At 57.0% G+C, this 13,611-nt stretch carries 13 protein-coding genes and 1 pseudogene; all 14 read right to left on the bottom strand.

Features of this window, described 5'->3' with window-relative positions:
- Nucleotides 1-9 precede the first annotated feature (9 nt).
- Complete coding sequence (locus tag BA6348_RS03790; protein ID WP_122953018.1) at nucleotides 10-975, bottom strand: hypothetical protein; 966 nt, start codon at nucleotides 973-975, stop codon at nucleotides 10-12.
- Nucleotides 968-1,843, bottom strand: coding sequence for a cell division protein FtsX (locus BA6348_RS03785; RefSeq protein WP_005831136.1), 876 nt, complete (start codon nucleotides 1,841-1,843; stop codon nucleotides 968-970). Before BA6348_RS03785 ends, BA6348_RS03790 begins: the two co-directional genes overlap by 8 nt.
- The gene (locus tag BA6348_RS03780; RefSeq protein WP_025846938.1) at nucleotides 1,840-2,487 is read right to left on the bottom strand and encodes a cell division ATP-binding protein FtsE; all 648 of its coding nucleotides are present in this window, start codon (nucleotides 2,485-2,487) and stop codon (nucleotides 1,840-1,842) included. Before BA6348_RS03780 ends, BA6348_RS03785 begins: the two co-directional genes overlap by 4 nt.
- Nucleotides 2,487-3,092, bottom strand: a complete 606-nt coding sequence (locus BA6348_RS03775) for a hypothetical protein (RefSeq protein ID WP_005831130.1) — start codon at nucleotides 3,090-3,092, stop codon at nucleotides 2,487-2,489. Before BA6348_RS03775 ends, BA6348_RS03780 begins: the two co-directional genes overlap by 1 nt.
- Nucleotides 3,089-3,736, bottom strand: a complete 648-nt coding sequence (locus BA6348_RS03770) for a hypothetical protein (RefSeq protein WP_005831128.1) — start codon at nucleotides 3,734-3,736, stop codon at nucleotides 3,089-3,091. Before BA6348_RS03770 ends, BA6348_RS03775 begins: the two co-directional genes overlap by 4 nt.
- Nucleotides 3,737-3,780: 44 nt before the next feature.
- Nucleotides 3,781-4,608, bottom strand: coding sequence for an ABC transporter ATP-binding protein (locus tag BA6348_RS03765; RefSeq protein WP_007778241.1), 828 nt, complete (start codon nucleotides 4,606-4,608; stop codon nucleotides 3,781-3,783).
- 19 nt (nucleotides 4,609-4,627) lie between these two features.
- Nucleotides 4,628-6,343, bottom strand: a complete 1,716-nt coding sequence (locus BA6348_RS03760) for a dipeptide/oligopeptide/nickel ABC transporter permease/ATP-binding protein (RefSeq protein WP_005831125.1) — start codon at nucleotides 6,341-6,343, stop codon at nucleotides 4,628-4,630.
- A complete protein-coding gene (locus BA6348_RS03755) occupies nucleotides 6,340-7,350 on the bottom strand; it encodes an ABC transporter permease (protein ID WP_005831122.1) in 1,011 nt (336 codons plus the stop codon). Before BA6348_RS03755 ends, BA6348_RS03760 begins: the two co-directional genes overlap by 4 nt.
- Nucleotides 7,351-7,365: 15 nt before the next feature.
- Nucleotides 7,366-8,693, bottom strand: a pseudogene (locus BA6348_RS03750) (ABC transporter substrate-binding protein).
- A gap of 731 nt (nucleotides 8,694-9,424) precedes the next feature.
- Entirely contained in the window at nucleotides 9,425-10,321 is an 897-nt protein-coding gene (locus BA6348_RS03745) for a LysR family transcriptional regulator (RefSeq protein ID WP_242507444.1), read from the bottom strand.
- 157 nt (nucleotides 10,322-10,478) lie between these two features.
- Nucleotides 10,479-11,045 carry a glycerol-3-phosphate responsive antiterminator gene (locus BA6348_RS03740; RefSeq protein WP_005831112.1) on the bottom strand — a complete coding sequence of 189 codons (567 nt, stop codon included), beginning with the start codon at nucleotides 11,043-11,045 and terminating at the stop codon, nucleotides 10,479-10,481.
- 20 nt (nucleotides 11,046-11,065) lie between these two features.
- Nucleotides 11,066-11,878, bottom strand: a complete 813-nt coding sequence (locus BA6348_RS03735) for a sugar phosphate isomerase/epimerase family protein (RefSeq protein ID WP_026557649.1) — start codon at nucleotides 11,876-11,878, stop codon at nucleotides 11,066-11,068.
- Between the two features lie 18 nt (nucleotides 11,879-11,896).
- Complete coding sequence (locus BA6348_RS03730) at nucleotides 11,897-12,700, bottom strand: carbohydrate ABC transporter permease (protein WP_026557650.1); 804 nt, start codon at nucleotides 12,698-12,700, stop codon at nucleotides 11,897-11,899.
- A gap of 12 nt (nucleotides 12,701-12,712) precedes the next feature.
- Nucleotides 12,713-13,600, bottom strand: a complete 888-nt coding sequence (locus BA6348_RS03725; RefSeq protein ID WP_026557651.1) for a carbohydrate ABC transporter permease — start codon at nucleotides 13,598-13,600, stop codon at nucleotides 12,713-12,715.
- Nucleotides 13,601-13,611: the final 11 nt, after the last annotated feature.

Genomic DNA, 13,611 nt, shown 5'->3' with positions numbered 1-13,611 from the left:
CCGTTGCGGCTACTCTTTTGTCCGTACAATCAGCCCTCCGCTCGTTTGCTGGAGGTACAAAGGCACCTGTGCGTCCGGCAATTGCCCAAGCTGCGCGTACGGAATGCGGAAGCCTTGCAACTCCTCGATCAACGTCTCCGGCATCAAAAAGCCGTTGAAAAATCCCGCCTCAAAAACAAGCGCAGCCGCAGCGGGCGACTCTTCCAGCACCTGCCCGATCAAAATGACGTGCAAGTCCGGCTTTTGAAACACGACGTACACATGATCTGAGCGGAAAAAGTAGCGCAGCTCGCTGCGTTCGTTAAGCCAGCTCTCGTCCAGCCGATACGGATTCGGCCCGGAAACGGCTCGCGCAGAAGCCCAGGCGGCTGCCTCGTGTTCGGTCAAGGCGCGGTCTTTTGCCAATATCGCAAGCAAAGCCGGCTCGACCTCGGCCATCCAGTCGATGTCCAAATAATTGGCCAACTGCTCAATCGGCAGCTCCGGATTGTCCGCGAGAAACGCCCCTCTCGCTTGCAGATTCTCCTCGATGACGGCGAGCAGCTTTTCGTGTCCTTCCAGCGTCTCTTTGGTCGCGACCAGTTGCTTGTAAGCGAGGTACAGCTTGTCCAGCTCCGCCATGTAAGCGTCCAGATTGCGCTCGATCAGCCATTGGCTGCCGAGAATATCGACTGGCTCCTGCTCCTGCAGCAACAGCGTGACCCACGTATCCAGTCCCAGCTCGCTGTAAAATTGCAGCTTGTCGACCGCTACCTGCTGGTCGGCCTTGTAGCTTGCTTCCAGCTTCGCGATCTGCGGCATTAGCTCGGCAATCTGCTTTTTCGTCTGGGCTACTTCCTCTTTCAGCCGTTCGGTGGTGCTCTCGTCGTTGACCGTGACGAGAAAATTCGCAAACGCCCCCGTCAAATGAGCGTACGCCCCTGTGGCGCACAAAAGCAGCGCGACTGCCGCTGGTATGAACAGCTTTTTACGCATGATCGATCAGCTTCCTTGTCGACACGTAGCTGGCCGACAGTCCCACGAGAGAGCCTGCGACCGCCATGCCGCCCATCATTTCGTACACCATGCCCTGCGAAAAGTGGAACACCAGCGGAAAACTTTTTTGCAAAGGTAGCAGTATGCTCGAAAACAGCGCGTAAACAGCCAGCGCCGCGGGCAAGCTGCCGACGAAGCCGATCAGCCAGCCCTCAAACAAAAACTGCCCCCTGACGTGCCACGGATTCGCGCCGAGCAGCAGCCGGACGCGAATCTCCTGCTGCCGCTGGTACAAGGCCAGATTCATCGCGATAAACACCATGCCGAACGCCAGCGCCGCCATGCCGAGCAGAAGCCCCAGCCCATAGCGGTTCAGCTCGCTCGACCAGTGCAGGATCGTTTCGGCGAATTGCTGCGGATAGACGACCTTCGTGATGCCGTTCATCGCCTGTAGCTGCTCCGCGACGAGCTTCATCTGCGTCTTGTCTCGCAGCTCCAGCCGGATGGCGTCGGGAATCTGGCTCTCCTGAAACGAGACGAGCAGGTGCTCTCTCCCGGTAAAAAACGCCGCCAATCGGTCCAGCATCTGCTCCTTCGTCTCGATCTCAGCCGACTGGACGAAGCTTTTCTCCCGCAAAATGGTGGCAATCGCCTTCGTGTCCGCGGCAGGGTCTACATACAGCTTCATCGCTACCTGTGACTCCAGATAGCCCAGCAAATCCCCGACGCCGAACCGTCCGAGCAGCAGGATGCCCGCGATGAGCATTGCGACAAAAATCAGGACGGCTGCTGCCGCCGCAGCCCCGATGTTTCGCTGAATGCCTTCGCGCGCATCCCTGAGCATGTACATGCACGACTGTCTGTTCATACGACACGTACCCGCCCCTGCTCCATGATCCACGTCTTTGCCGGAAATTGTTCAATCAGACGCTCCGAATGCGTAACGATCAGCATCGCCATGTTTTCCTCCACGTGCAGCTCCTTTAGTAATTGCAAGACTTCAAAAGCCGTCTCGTTGTCCAGATTGCCTGTCGGCTCGTCTGCCAACAGAAGGCGCGGGCGATTCAGCAAAGCCCGCACGATGGCGACGCGCTGCTGCTCGCCCCCGGAAAGCTGGTCAGGAAAACAATCCTTCACGTCGGACAGCCCGACCCGCTCCAGCAGCCGGTTCGCCTCAGGCTCGATCTCCGCCCATGGCTTGCCGACGACCTCTCCGGCAAGCGCGACATTTTCCATGACAGTCTTTCGCGGGAGCAGTTCAAACGATTGAAAAATGACGCCCATCTTGCGCCGCAGCTCGAATTTCGGAATTTGCCCGATCGGGACGGCATCTATTTCGATGCGTCCCGCAAAATCGGTTTGCTCCCGGTACAACAGCTTGAGCAGCGTGCTTTTTCCCGAACCGGAGCGCCCTTGCAAAAAGGCGAACTCCCCTGCTTCCAAATGCAGGTGAAGGTCTTGTAAAATCACTCTTTTCCCATAGCTCTTGTACACATTTTCCAGCCAGATCATCAGACGTTCCCCTCTGCCAGCCACGGGAGGAAGCCGTCGAGGAACCGCTCTGTCGCTGGCATGAAGTACGAGCCGAAGTGGAAGTCCGGGTCGAGCGTGGTGACGATCCACGTCCCCGCCGTGCTGACTTTGTCGACGTAGAGTACAGCTCCGCCATCCTCGGTCGAGATCAGCACCTCCGCCCCTTCCGGCGGCCAGTAGACGCCGTGCTGGTGCCAGGTCGCATCCTCCAGCGTAATGTAGGAAAACAGGTCGTATTCCGGCTTTTGCAGCACCAGTCCGCTCCTCGCGTTTTTGTCCAGCCACCACCAGAAATTCGTCGGGCGCAGCTCCCAGTTTTGTCCGGGAATCCATTCGCGCGGCTGCGGCCCGAATGCGACGACGATCCCGCCCCGCTCGGAAAACTCCCTGATTTTGTCGCGCGATTTCATCACCAGGCCCATGTGCAACTGCGAAGGGACGACCAATGCGTCAAATTCATCGAGAGACGTACGCTCCAAATCGGGCAGGTAGATGAGCTTTTCGTAATAGCGGCGGTATTTTGGTTCGTTCAGGCTGCGAAAATGCTGCGAGCTGCCGCCGTACAGGGCTGCGATTTTTCTCATACGTACGCGCCTCCTTCTTGAAGTTGCTGAAGCTGTCGGTATTCATCCCGCACCCACTTCGTGAGCTGGACCGCGATGCGTCCGGTTGATTTTCCCGGGTGGTTGTAGCCGAACAGGTCGTTTCCGGCATGGACGAGAATCGTTCCCTTCGTGCTGGTCCGGTCGATATAGGTAATCGGTTCGCCGCCTGGCAAGGTCAGCAGCACCTCGGCGCCTTCCGGGAGCGGGTGGTGTCCTCTGGCGAAAAAGCCTGCAACGCCTTTGTTGTACGTCATATCGTACGTCTCTACCCCGGCAAAAATCGGGTGTTCCTTGGCAATCCGCACCTCGTAGTCGGCATGGCTGCGAATTTGTTTCGGCACGAACCGAGACCCGCCCGGCAGCCAGGGCAAAAACAGGTTGCCGCTGAAAACGAGCACCTTTTTCTCGTCGAGAAAGCGGCGAATCTTGTCTTTTTGCCTGTACAAAAGCTCCTGGTCGATCAATCCGGTAATCACGAGGCATTTGTACGGCGACAAGTCGTGCTCCGGCAAATCGTACACATCAATGAAGGTAAAAAAATCCTGATAATTCGGGTCTTTCAGACGCGGCTCACCAAAGCAGCAGCCCGAATCGAGCATCAAAAAATCGGTTGGTTGATTCATGTATGCCTCCTCGATCGTCGTTGTATCCGGTACAGCCGTTTCGGTTAAAACTGGTCAAGCTCCCGCACTGCCCCGATCAGCCGCAGCGTAAAAGGATGCTGCGGATTCTCCGCCACTTCCTCCGGCGTGCCTGTCTCCACGATCTGGCCCTGGTCGAGCACAAGCAGCCGATCGCAAAAGCCCCGCGTCAGCGCCAGGTCGTGGGTGATGAACAAATAGGCGATCCCGTGACGCAGGCTCAGCTCGCGCATGAGCCGCAGCAAATCAAGCCGCAGGGACGTGTCCAGCATCGAGGTCGGCTCGTCCGCCACGATCAACTGCGGGCGGGTGACAAAAGCGCGCGCCAGGCCGACACGCTGCCGTTCCCCGCCAGACAGCTCATGGGCATAGCGGTGCATGTAGCGCTCAGGCGGCAGCGCGACTTCCTGCAACGCTTCCCGAACAAGCTCCGTCCGTCTTGCCGGGTCATTTTTGTACAGCCGGGCGATGACCAACGGTTCCGCGATCAACTGTGCAATCGTCATGCGCGCGGACAGCGACTCGTACGGGTCCTGAAAAATCATCTGGATAGACCTCGTGGCCTCCCTGCGCGCCTTGGGCTTCATCGACAGCAGGTCTTGCCCCTGGTAGATGAGCTGGCCCTTGTCGGCCTGCTCGATCCCCGCGACGATTCGCCCGATGGTGCTTTTTCCGGCGCCGCTCGAACCGACCAGCCCGACCGTTTCGTTTGCCTGTATGGAAAAGCTGGCCCCATTAATGACAGGCGCTGCCTGTTTGCCGGAGCTTTTGCCCTCGTAGGTCTTGTACAGTCCGGACACCTGCAGCAGTTCCTTTTGCCGCAGCATATCCCGCTCTTGTTTTTGCGCTTCCATCCTTCATGCCTCCGTGAGATTATCGTTGCTCCTGCAAGGAACGCTCCGGCGCAGGCGTCAGCCTGGGGATCGAATCAATCAGCCGCCGTGTGTACGGATGGGTGGACGTCTTCGCCAAGGCGAGCGTGTCGCCCTGATCGACAATTTTGCCCTGATTCATGATGATCGTGCGGTCAGCCAGGCTCAAAACGACAGGAAGATCGTGCGAAATGAACACCATGGACAGCCCGAGCGTGCGCTGCAAGTCCTTCAGCAGCTTGATGATCTCCACCTGAACCATGACGTCGAGCCCCGTCGTCGGCTCGTCGGCAATGACCAGATCGGGCTTGTTCATCAGCGCCATCGCGATGACGACCCGCTGGCGCATGCCGCCGCTCAGCTCATGCGGAAAAGCGGTGGCCCACTTCGGAGCGAGTCCGACTTGCGCAAGCACCTCGTCGATTCGTTTCTGCAACTCGTCCTTGGGCATTTGCTGATGCGATCTGACCGCTTCCGCCAACTGCTCGCGCACGCTCATCACAGGGTTGAGCGCGTTCATAGCCGCCTGGGGAATCAAGGCAATCCGGTTTCCCCGCAACTCCCTCATCTCCTCCGGGGAGAGCCGGGTCAGATCGCGGCCCGCAAAATAAATCGCGCCGTGCGAAACGAGCGCTGGCGGCTTCAACAACTGCATGACTGCCGAAGCTACCGTACTCTTGCCGCTGCCCGACTCTCCGACCAGGCCGAGCACCTCGCCCTTGGACACCGTGAAGCTGACCTGATCCACCGCATTGACCACTCCGCTCTCTTTTGGATAGCGAACAGTCAGATTTTGGACTTCCAGCAGCGCCTCTGCTGTCGCAATCTTCGCAGCGGACGCGGACGGTCCGTTTTGCGGCGTCGTCTGGCCTCCCTTGGCAGCAGTCGCCTGATAAGCGCGCAGCCGCGGATTTACCCGCTCCTCCAAGTAGTAGCCGATCAACGAAAAGGCGAGCACCGTCACGACAATGCACAGCCCCGGCGGAATTACCCACCACATCCACGCCTCCGTCAAAAAGGCGCTGCGCGAGTTGGCGTAAAACAAAATGCTGCCCCAGCTTTTGGACAACGGATCGCCCATGCCCAAAAAGCTCAGCGAGGATTCCATCATGATCGAGACGTTGACAGCCTGCACGAACTGCGGAATCACCAAAGGCAGGATGCTGGGAAAAACGTGCCGACGCAAAATGTAGAGATGCCCTGCGCCCATCGACCGCGCAGCCTGGACCGGGCCTCGCGTGCGCAGCGACAACGTCTGCGCCCGGATTTTCCGCGCCTTTCCCGCCCACATGACCAAGGTAATCACTAGCACCTGCGTAAACAGGCTCGGGCCGATGTACACACCAATCACGATCATCAGGGGCAAAAACGGCAGCGTCAGGCAAATATCCACGATTCTCATAAAAACAGCGTCCAGCCAACCTCCCGAATAGCCGGAGACCAGGCCGACCACCGTGCCGATCAGCGTAGCCAGCAAGGCGGCGACAATCCCAACCGTAAGCGAGGTCCTCGCGCCCACTACCAGCTCGGCCAGGATGTCCTGCCCCATGTCATTTGTGCCAAGCCAATGCTCTCGGCCAGGCGGCTGGAACGGGGCGCCAGACTGCTCGCTGGCGTCGTACGGAACTGCGTAAGGTCCCACGAGCGCGAGCAGCAGGACGATTGCCAGCAAGACAACGCCAAGCCAGCCAATCATTTTGGAACCAATCCGACTCATGGGGACTCCTCCACCTGCTTTCTTTGGCGGGCGCGCGGGTCAAACAGCGGATAAGTCACATCCGCCAGCAGGTTGGCCGCAATCACACCCAGCGTAATGATTAAAAATACCCCCTGCATCATCGGGTAATCCCGTGCGATCACGCTCTCATAGAGCAAGCGACCGACGCCCGGATAGGAAAAGACTGTCTCCACGACAACAGCGCCGCTCACCAAAATACCGAGGCTCATCGTAATGTGCGTATAGACGGGCAAGAGGGCGTTTCGCAGGGCATGATTGAAAATCAGGCTGCGCTTGCTCGCCCCTTTTGCCTCCGCCATCAGCACATAATCCTGGCCCAGCGTGTCGAGCATCGACGACCGGGTCAGCAAAAAATTGCCTCCGACGGTCGCAACCGTAATCGTCATCACAGGCAGGGTCATATGCTTGAGCACGGCCAGCGCGTAGTCGGCACCGCCTCCGGAAAAGGCGATCGGCACCGCGCCAAAGGAAGGGAACCAGCCCATGCTGACGGAAAACACCGCAATCAGCAGCATGCCGATCCAGAAGCCGGGAATGGATTCAATCGTGAGCATCCCCGTCAAAAAAAGCAGGTCGCGCCGCTTCCCCCGGCTCCACGCGGCATAGGCACCGATAGCAATGCCTATGACCGCGCTCAGAACGAGGGAGGGAGCTACCAGCAGGAAAGTCCACGGCAGCCTGTCTGCCAATACTTCCGTCACTGGCTTTCCGTATTTGATGGAGCTGCCGAGATCAAACCGGAACACTCCTGTCATAAAATCCGCGTATTGCTGCCAGAGCGAGCGATCCAGCCCAAGCTCCCGCTCCACTTGCTGGCGCTGCTCTGGCGTCAGCTCGTTGATTGTCGTTTCGCCAAAGAAAAATTCCAGCGGATCGCCGGGTGCGAGCCGCGGCAGGGCGAAGTTGATCGTCAACGCCACGGCGAGCACCAGCACATATTGAATCAGTTTCTTGCCGAATGCCGCGGAGAACCCGCTCCCACTCATCGCAGCTCCCCCGTCTTACTCTTTGGCTACAGCCTTTTTCGCGCCGTCTGGCAGCATGGAAAACTTGTTGATGACGCCAAACCCGGGCGACTCTACCCATTTGTCAAACTTTTGCGCGTTGTAGGCGAACTTCTCTTCCGGGTAGTACAGCACGATGCTGGTCGGTTGCTTGTTGAACAGCTCCTGCATTTTGAACGCGATTTCCTTGCGCTTGTCTACGCTTGTTTCCGCCATCCACTGCTTGGTCAGCTCGTCCATCGCCGGATATGGAATCGTTTTGTTCCACAGGTAAGAAGAACGGTGAGACATGACAAACTGATCCGGGTCTGCTACCCCGTGCGCCCCGATGGTTCCGATCACGAGGTCAAAGTCGCGGGTTTGCGATACGGTCGCCATCGTGCCGGAGTCGAGCACTTCGACGGTAATTTTGATCCCGACTTTGGCGTACTGCTCCTTGAGCATCTCGGCCGCGCGAATCCACGCCGGCTCTGTGGAAGGCACTTTCAGCGAAAAGGCGAGCGGCTTGCCGTCTGCCATCTCGCGGACGCCGTCGTTGTTTTTGTCTGTCAGCTTCAATTCGTCCATGACGGCTTTTGCTTTTTCTGCGTCATACGGCGTGCTCAAGTTCGGGTTGGTCCACGGCGAATCCGGGTGAGGATAGCCTTTTAAGCCCGGACGCCCTTTTCCAAGCAAGACCGTATCCGTAATCGCCTGGCGGTCCACCGCGAGCGACATGGCATTGCGGAACGCTTCCTGGTTGAATGGCGCCTTTTCGTAGTTGAGCTTCAGCTCGACCAGCGACAGCGGCGCGGTTTGTACCACTTTCATGTTGGCCTGGTTTTGGAAGGATGCTTCCAGCTCGGCCGGGACAGGTCTGGCGGAAATGTCGATCTCTCCTGCACGCAGTGCGTTGAAGATCGCGGTCGGGTCTTTGATGACCGGCATCACGAGCGTGTCGACGAGCGGCTGCCCATGAAGTAGTCTTTGTTCGCTTCAAACTTGTAGTATTGATCGGCTTTGTACTCGACCAGCTTGTACGGCCCGGTTCCGATCGGCAAATCTGTATATTTGCGCGGGTTTTGCACCTTTTCCCAAATATGCTTGGGCAAGATCGGCAGGTCGGCAAAAGTAATCCGCTCCAGCGTCGGGCACGCGTAGGCGCAAGTGAAGCGGACCGTCGAAGGGTCGTCCAGCTCGATTTTGGAGATGTGCGGCACTTCGCTCACGTGGTGCGTATGGCGGTTGGCTGGACCGTCGCGATAGTATTCGTACGTGAATTTGACGTCCTCCGCAGTGAATGGCGTCCCATCATGCCACTTGATGCCGGAGCGGATTTTGACCACCCAGGTCACATCGTCCAGTTGCTGGGCCGATTCCGCCAGCCACGGCTGCGGCTTTTCCACGTAAGGCGACGGCGAGAACAATTTGTCAAACACAAGCTCTGTCAAATAGTCGATGTTTCCGGTGTAGATGTTCAGCGGGCCGGCGTCGCTCGGCAAGCCGATTTTCAACTCTGGCACTGTTTGCGGCGCGGCGCTCGCGGCTTCGCCGGATTTGGCCGCGTCGTTCTGGGGCTGGCTCGGTGCGGCGCCCTGATTGGACTGGCAGCCAAGCACGAAGGTCGACAGCACTAGCAAATAACTGAGAAAAAGTCCGAAAGACTTGCGCTTCAACAAGGAAATAACCTCCTACATTCCTGTATGTGTTTGTATCCGAAAACTAGGTCCATCTTAATTTGATTGATAATGAATATCATTCCCACTTGTAGGGGGCGTTTTTTGAAATTCCGCGCGCTTCAACCGCCCTCATTCCCGCATAATATTTTTGAATCCATCTATTCATTTTCTTGATAGCACAAATCTTTCCAACGCTTGTCCCGCAAGCGTCGCGCATTAGCAAACCCGGCTGCGCCAAGCTACTGGCAAAGCCTTGGTGCCCACAGAGCACAAGCCTTGCTTTTTCGCTTCGTTCGCAGTCTCGCCATGTTGCGCTTATGAAAAACAGCCTGTCCCCCACACCGATACGTGCGGGAAACAGGCCGTCTTTTTTATGGCAATGCCAATGTCCACTAAACCTAAACCGTCCGCAAATACTGCTCGACGTTTTGGCAAAAGGCGCGATCCGCCTGGCTCAACTCGGCATTTTTGCGGAACACAAAGCCGTTTTGCCGTCTGATTTGCAAAGACGAGACGGGCACATTGACCAGCTCGCCTCTTTTCAGCTCTTCCTTTACCGCCCCGGATGGAAGGAAGGCGATGCCGTGGCGCGACTTGACCGCCTGCTTGATCGTCTCGAAGTTGCTCATTTGCAAAAAGCGCGTTTTCACCTGGCGGCTGCTCAAATGGTTGATGACGTATTGCTGCAAATACTCGCTTTTCGGAAGCAGCACGGTTTCGTTGTGCAAGTCGCGCGCGTACAGCAGCCTTCTTTTGGCCAAAGGGTGGTCGACAGGCAAGATGAGCAGAAGCTCCTCCTCGAACAAAACAGAAGTCTCAAAGTTTTTGCGTATATAATCATCCTCGGGATAGATCGGCATTAACGCGTAGTGCGTCCGGCCCTCCTGAAAGCAGCGGATGAGGTCGCTGTAGCAGTACGTATTGATCTCCAACGGCTTGTGCGGCAAAATCGTATGAAACTCATTGAGAATGTCGGAGAAAAAGTACCCGGCAATGTAGTTGCTGACGTAGACAGACAGTACCCGCTCCTGCTCGCTGATGCGCTTCAGCTCCACAGCCGCCTCCTCGACCAGATGCGAAATCTGCTTGGCATAGCGGAGCAAAATCTCGCCCTGCCGCGTCAGTTGCACCTGCTTCCCCGACCGTTGCACGAGCGGCGACTCAAACAACTCTTCCAGTTGTTGAATATGGTGGCTGATGGTTGGCTGTGAGCAAAAAAGCCGCTTCGCAGACTCGGTAAAAGAGCCGCATTCCGCGAGCACGATGAAGGTTTCCATTTTTTCCAGCGTATTCATAAGCAGCACCCCGTAAAAGACGCACATAAAAAGTAAACTGGTTATTTATTGAAAATGATTATTGTTATCAATTATCAACAATTTTACCTGATCCGCCAGCAAGTGTCTATGCGCAAATGTGCATATGTGTACCGGAAAACTGCGGCTTTCCCCCATCCTACTCGGTTATGTCATTCCACATCTCCGCCCTGCTCAAAGAAACGGCATCCGCGCCATTCGCCAGCGCTTCCGCGACCTGCTGCCTGTTCCAGATCAGCCCGCCCAAAATGATCGGCTGCGGCAAATGCTCCTTGATGTGCGCGATAATCGACGGGGCGATGCCCGGCATGATTTCGATGGCGTCCGGCTGGTTTTCCAGCACGTTTTTGATCGTCGTCGTAAGCGAGGTCGTATCAATTAAAAACACGCGCTGGATCGTCAGCATCCCTTCTTTTTTTGCCGCGCGAATCATCGGGCCTTTCGTCGTGACAATCCCGGTCGGTTTGATATACGCAGACAGGAAGCGGAACGACTCTTTGTCATTGGACAGGCCGTTCATCAGGTCGGTGTGCAAAAAAATCGGCTTGCTCGCCTGGCTGATCGCGTCCGCTTCGGCCATCAGCCGAGTCAGCTTCCCGTACATGAGCAAAATCGCGCAGGCCGCCGAATCCATCGCCTCTGCCAGCCGATCCTGCTCCGTCGCAGCGATAATCCGATTCGTTTTCAAAATCGTCTCCATATCCATAATAGGAGCCTCCTGTTCGTTTAAAGCTGCGCAATGATTCGCTCCACGCTGCGCCGTGCGCAGGCGAGCTGCTTTGTTTCGATCACCCGGCTTCCCGCAAAGCTTCCGGCTTGCAAAGCCGACCACACCTGCGCATACGGAATCGTCCCCTCCCCTACCGCCAGATGCTCGTCTGTCTCGCCGCCGTTGTCGCTGATGTGCAAGACAGAGACGTAAGGAAATACCGTTTCCAGCGCTTCAAGTGCGTACCCTGGGCGGATCAGGTGGGCGTGTCCGACGTCATAGGCAATTCCCAGATGCGCAGAATCGACGGCCTTGCACACCGCGAGCAAATCATCGACATTCCAGCCCAGCACGCGAGGATAAGGCGGCACGTTTTCCAACGCCAGCGTCGTTCTGCCGTCGCTGACTTCCGCCGTCAGCAGCCGAGCAGCCTCGCTGACATGCTCGACCCCGCGCGCACGGCTGTCCGCATCGTGAGCGTCGGCTACTTCCCCTGCGTGCATGACTACGTGCGTGCTGTCCAAAAAGCGGGCAATCGCCAGACACCGCTTCATCGTCTCCAACGTCTTTTCCCGGCTTGGGCCTGTGCCGGCGGCGAGGTTGCAGCCGCTGATCGGCGCGTGAATCGACCAGGTGATGCCCCGCTCTTCTCCCTGCTTTTTCAGCTCGGCAAGCTGCTCCCGGGACCAGGCCAACAGCTCGGCATGGCCTGCTTCGCACATGATCTCGATCGAAGTCCAGCCCGCGTCCATCAGCCTGGCGACGGCTTCGCGCAGCGGCAGGTCAAACAAGGCGTAGCTGGATACGGCAAAAGCACTTTGCTCCTTCATGGATCGTTCCCCTTTCCTTTATTTCACCCCGGAATGGATGAAGCTGTTGATGAACTGGCGTTGGAACAGCAAAAAGGCGAGCAGCAACGGAAAAATGACCATCATCGTAGCCGCGCTGACCTCTGCCCACTGTGCCCCGGTCTCAAACGACTGGGCAAAAATCGCCAGCCCTACCGTCAACGCGCGGTTTTCTACCGAGTTGGTGACAATCAGCGGCCACATGAAGTTGTTCCAATGATAGCTGACCGAAACGAGGCCGAACGCAATGTAGGTCGGCCGCGCCAGCGGAACGTACACCCGCCACAAAATTTGCAGCCAGGAGCAGCCTTCCATGCGCGCCGCTTCCTCCAGTTCGTGCGGGATCGTCTTGAACGTTTGCCGCAACAGGAACACGCCAAAGGCGGAAGCGAAGTACGGCAGCATGATGCCAATTTTCGTATCGAGCAACGCCAAGTCGCGCAGCACGTTGTAGTTCGGGAAAATAAGGATGTCAGCCGGAACCATGAGCTGCACGAGAAACAACACGAACAGCACATCCCGCCCCCAGAAGCGCAGCTTGGCAAAGGCATATGCCGCCAGCGTAGCCGTAATCATTTGCGCGATCAACACGCCTGCGACGATCAAAAACGTATTGAAGTAATACTGGGCAAAAGGAGCCGCGTCCCACACCTTCGCGAAGTTTGCCAGCGTAAAGTCGGCGCTGAGTGTCCAAGAAGTCGCCAGCTCTCTCGGCCGAAGCGACGTCCAGAGCACCCATAGCAAAGGGAACAGCCAGAGTACAGCCAGGACGTACATGCCGACGGTTGTAATTTTGCGGGCCATCTGCTCTCCCCCTCAGTTGTAGTGAATTTTTTTATCCAGACCAAAAAATTGCACAGCAGCCACCGCGAGCAGCAGCACGACCATCACGATGGTCAAAGCGGACGCCATCCCTTGATCCCAGAAGGAGAACGCCGTTTCGTAAATGTAGTACAGCAGCAGGTTGCTGGCATTGTCCGGGCCGCCCTTTGTCATGATGACCAGGTGATCGACCAGCTTGAACGAGTTCGTAAACGCGATAATGCTGACAAACATCGTCGTCGGCATGAGCAGCGGAAACGTCACGCGGCGAAACACCGTCCACGCCGATGCTCCTTCCATCGCGGCAGACTCGTACAGCTCCTGGGAGATGTTTTGCAGCCCCGCCAAGTAAAAGATCATGAAGTAGCCCGCTTCCTTCCAGATCACCATGAAAATCATCGCCCACATCACGTTCGCCTGATCGCCGAGCCAGTTGATATCGCCTTTTCCTAACCACTCCATCACGTGGCTGAGCGCCCCGTACTCCGGCGTGTAAATAAACAGCCAGATGTTGGCGACGGCAATCATCGGAACCACCGTCGGGTAAAAGTAGGCGGTGCGGACGAAGCTTTTGCCCCGCAGCGCTTTGTTGGCAAACAGCGCCATGCCGAGCGCCAGAGCCACGCTCGTCGGAACCGTTCCCAACGCAAACCAGAGATTGTTGGTCAGCACCTTCCAAAACACATCATCTTCCAGCATCTGCTTGTAGTTGTCTACCCCGTTAAAAAACGGCTCTGGGGAACCCAGATCCGCTTGATGAAAGCTGAGAATGACCGTTTGCCACACAGGGTAGAAGGTAAACAGCAGCAGGAAGATGAGGGAGGGAAGGAGCAGCAGCCAGGCGTACATATTCACTTTCCATTTTGCTCGTAGTTCCCCCATCGTCGCTCCTC

The sequence above is a fragment of the Brevibacillus agri genome (assembly GCF_004117055.1).
GTDB classification, from domain to species: Bacteria; Bacillota; Bacilli; order Brevibacillales; family Brevibacillaceae; genus Brevibacillus; species Brevibacillus agri.
Note: the sequence above shows the minus strand (reverse complement) of the source record. Positions and strands in the feature narration are given on the sequence as shown.

Coding starts and splice junctions, on each gene's coding strand:
- BA6348_RS03790 (WP_122953018.1), bottom strand. CDS start 975: ATGCGTAAAAAGCTGTTCATACCAGCGGCAGTCGCGCTGCTTTTGTGC.
- BA6348_RS03785 (WP_005831136.1), bottom strand. CDS start 1,843: ATGAACAGACAGTCGTGCATGTACATGCTCAGGGATGCGCGCGAAGGC.
- BA6348_RS03775 (WP_005831130.1), bottom strand. CDS start 3,092: ATGAGAAAAATCGCAGCCCTGTACGGCGGCAGCTCGCAGCATTTTCGC.
- BA6348_RS03735 (WP_026557649.1), bottom strand. CDS start 11,878: ATGAAGGAGCAAAGTGCTTTTGCCGTATCCAGCTACGCCTTGTTTGAC.
- BA6348_RS03760 (WP_005831125.1), bottom strand. CDS start 6,343: ATGAGTCGGATTGGTTCCAAAATGATTGGCTGGCTTGGCGTTGTCTTG.
- BA6348_RS03740 (WP_005831112.1), bottom strand. CDS start 11,045: ATGGATATGGAGACGATTTTGAAAACGAATCGGATTATCGCTGCGACG.
- BA6348_RS03745 (WP_242507444.1), bottom strand. CDS start 10,321: ATGAATACGCTGGAAAAAATGGAAACCTTCATCGTGCTCGCGGAATGC.
- BA6348_RS03770 (WP_005831128.1), bottom strand. CDS start 3,736: ATGAATCAACCAACCGATTTTTTGATGCTCGATTCGGGCTGCTGCTTT.
- BA6348_RS03725 (WP_026557651.1), bottom strand. CDS start 13,600: ATGGGGGAACTACGAGCAAAATGGAAAGTGAATATGTACGCCTGGCTG.
- BA6348_RS03755 (WP_005831122.1), bottom strand. CDS start 7,350: ATGAGTGGGAGCGGGTTCTCCGCGGCATTCGGCAAGAAACTGATTCAA.
- BA6348_RS03730 (WP_026557650.1), bottom strand. CDS start 12,700: ATGGCCCGCAAAATTACAACCGTCGGCATGTACGTCCTGGCTGTACTC.
- BA6348_RS03765 (WP_007778241.1), bottom strand. CDS start 4,608: ATGGAAGCGCAAAAACAAGAGCGGGATATGCTGCGGCAAAAGGAACTG.
- BA6348_RS03780 (WP_025846938.1), bottom strand. CDS start 2,487: ATGATCTGGCTGGAAAATGTGTACAAGAGCTATGGGAAAAGAGTGATT.